This is a genomic window from Pedobacter sp. Bi126 (assembly GCF_918698245.1).
Taxonomy (GTDB): Bacteria; Bacteroidota; Bacteroidia; order Sphingobacteriales; family Sphingobacteriaceae; genus Pedobacter.
Map to the genome: position 1 here is coordinate 1 of NZ_CAKKMS010000016.1, position 2,555 is coordinate 2,555.

Consider the following 2,555-nt stretch of genomic DNA (forward strand, 5'->3'; position numbering starts at 1 on the left):
CATTAAAAATCCTTACTTTTGCATCCCGCTTCGGAGGAAGGGTTTGATTGAAAAGATGGCAGAGCGAGATGGAGGGCATGTTTATTTTAAAATAAATATTGCGGGAGCGGAAAAGATTGCTACCTTTGCAGCCCGTTCAGGAATGACGGAAAGCTGAATAACATCAGCGTATTGAAAAGAGGGGAGCAGGAGAAAAGAAGGCTGAAAAAATAAAATTTATTTTATTTGGAAGTTTAAAAAAGATCCTTACCTTTGCACTCCCAACCGAGAGGAAAGGGAAAAATCGGAACGGCGGATGTCGGGAAGATAACAAAAACAAGATTGAGATAAACAGAAACACGGAGAGACGAACAAGACTTTTCCGAACTGAAGTTTAACGATATATAGATGACCGGCCGTGAGGCTTACCAGGTCAACAAGTTCTTAAAAGAGATGTCAATGTAGCGTAGCGAGGTAATGGAGTACCGATCAAAGTACATGATTACGTAGCTTTATTTTAAAGGTGGTGTCTAACAGACAACATAACAAAAAAGAAGACTATTTTTAACAATAGTTAAAACTGGTCAGCATCTTACAACACATTTTACAATGGAGAGTTTGATCCTGGCTCAGGATGAACGCTAGCGGCAGGCCTAATACATGCAAGTCGAACGATAGATAAGGGCTTGCTCTTATCGAAAGTGGCGCACGGGTGCGTAACGCGTATGCAACCTACCTTAATCAGGGGGATAGCCCGGAGAAATCCGGATTAATACCGCATAAAATCACAGGATTGCATAATCCAATGATCAAACATTTATGGGATTGAGATGGGCATGCGTGTCATTAGCTAGTTGGCGGGGTAACGGCCCACCAAGGCGACGATGACTAGGGGATCTGAGAGGATGGCCCCCCACACTGGTACTGAGACACGGACCAGACTCCTACGGGAGGCAGCAGTAAGGAATATTGGTCAATGGAGGCAACTCTGAACCAGCCATGCCGCGTGCAGGAAGACTGCCCTATGGGTTGTAAACTGCTTTTATCCGGGAATAAACCTTTCTACGTGTAGAAAGCTGAATGTACCGGAAGAATAAGGATCGGCTAACTCCGTGCCAGCAGCCGCGGTAATACGGAGGATCCAAGCGTTATCCGGATTTATTGGGTTTAAAGGGTGCGTAGGCGGCCTGTTAAGTCAGGGGTGAAAGACGGTAGCTCAACTATCGCAGTGCCCTTGATACTGATGGGCTTGAATGGACTAGAGGTAGGCGGAATGAGACAAGTAGCGGTGAAATGCATAGATATGTCTCAGAACACCGATTGCGAAGGCAGCTTACTATGGTCTTATTGACGCTGAGGCACGAAAGCGTGGGGATCAAACAGGATTAGATACCCTGGTAGTCCACGCCCTAAACGATGAACACTCGCTGTTGGCGATACACAGTCAGCGGCTAAGCGAAAGCGTTAAGTGTTCCACCTGGGGAGTACGCTCGCAAGAGTGAAACTCAAAGGAATTGACGGGGGCCCGCACAAGCGGAGGAGCATGTGGTTTAATTCGATGATACGCGAGGAACCTTACCCGGGCTTGAAAGTTAGTGAATCATTTAGAGATAAATGAGTGAGCAATCACACGAAACTAGGTGCTGCATGGCTGTCGTCAGCTCGTGCCGTGAGGTGTTGGGTTAAGTCCCGCAACGAGCGCAACCCCTATGTTTAGTTGCCAGCACGTCATGGTGGGGACTCTAAACAGACTGCCTGTGCAAACAGAGAGGAAGGAGGGGACGACGTCAAGTCATCATGGCCCTTACGTCCGGGGCTACACACGTGCTACAATGGATGGTACAGAGGGCAGCTACATAGCAATATGATGCGAATCTCACAAAGCCATTCACAGTTCGGATTGGGGTCTGCAACTCGACCCCATGAAGTTGGATTCGCTAGTAATCGCGTATCAGCAATGACGCGGTGAATACGTTCCCGGGCCTTGTACACACCGCCCGTCAAGCCATGGAAGTTGGGGGTACCTAAAGTATGTAACCGCAAGGAGCGTCCTAGGGTAAAACCGATAACTGGGGCTAAGTCGTAACAAGGTAGCCGTACCGGAAGGTGCGGCTGGAATACCTCCTTTCTGGAGTAGCACCGCCTACTCGCCACGCAACATGATATTTCTAATTAAGGTATAAGGTTAAAGCATAAAGACCAAAGCTGAAAGGCTTGTCCTGATACATGATACCGGATACTTTATACTAAAAAGAGAAAAAAGAAACACCCAGAAGACAACGGAGTGCGGCCTATAAAGGTACAAGCATAACGGATCTCAGCTGAGGTTAGCAAAGGAAAGCGGTAGCGGTAAGATACTATATACTGCATACAGATGCTGCCAAAAGCAAAGTCCCGTAGCTCAGCCTGGTTAGAGCACTACACTGATAATGTAGGGGTCTCCAGTTCAAATCTGGACGGGACTACACATTTGAATCCTTTTGGGGGATTAGCTCAGCTGGCTAGAGCGCCTGCCTTGCACGCAGGAGGTCAACGGTTCGACTCCGTTATTCTCCACATTTGAGCTTTGAAGCTTA

2 tRNA genes and 1 rRNA gene are annotated in these 2,555 nt (G+C 47.5%); all 3 read left to right on the forward strand.

The annotated features are described in order from the left end of the window. Nucleotides 1–585: 585 nt before the first annotated feature. The 3 genes from LQ201_RS25575 (at nt 586) to LQ201_RS25585 (ending at nt 2,535) form a co-directional block, all read left to right on the forward strand. A 16S ribosomal RNA gene (locus LQ201_RS25575) occupies nt 586–2,107 on the forward strand. Nucleotides 2,108–2,369: 262 nt separating this feature from the next. After that, nucleotides 2,370–2,444 (forward strand) — tRNA-Ile (locus tag LQ201_RS25580). A 17-nt stretch (nt 2,445–2,461) separates the two neighbouring features. Beyond that, a tRNA-Ala gene (locus LQ201_RS25585) sits at nt 2,462–2,535 on the forward strand. Nucleotides 2,536–2,555: the final 20 nt, after the last annotated feature.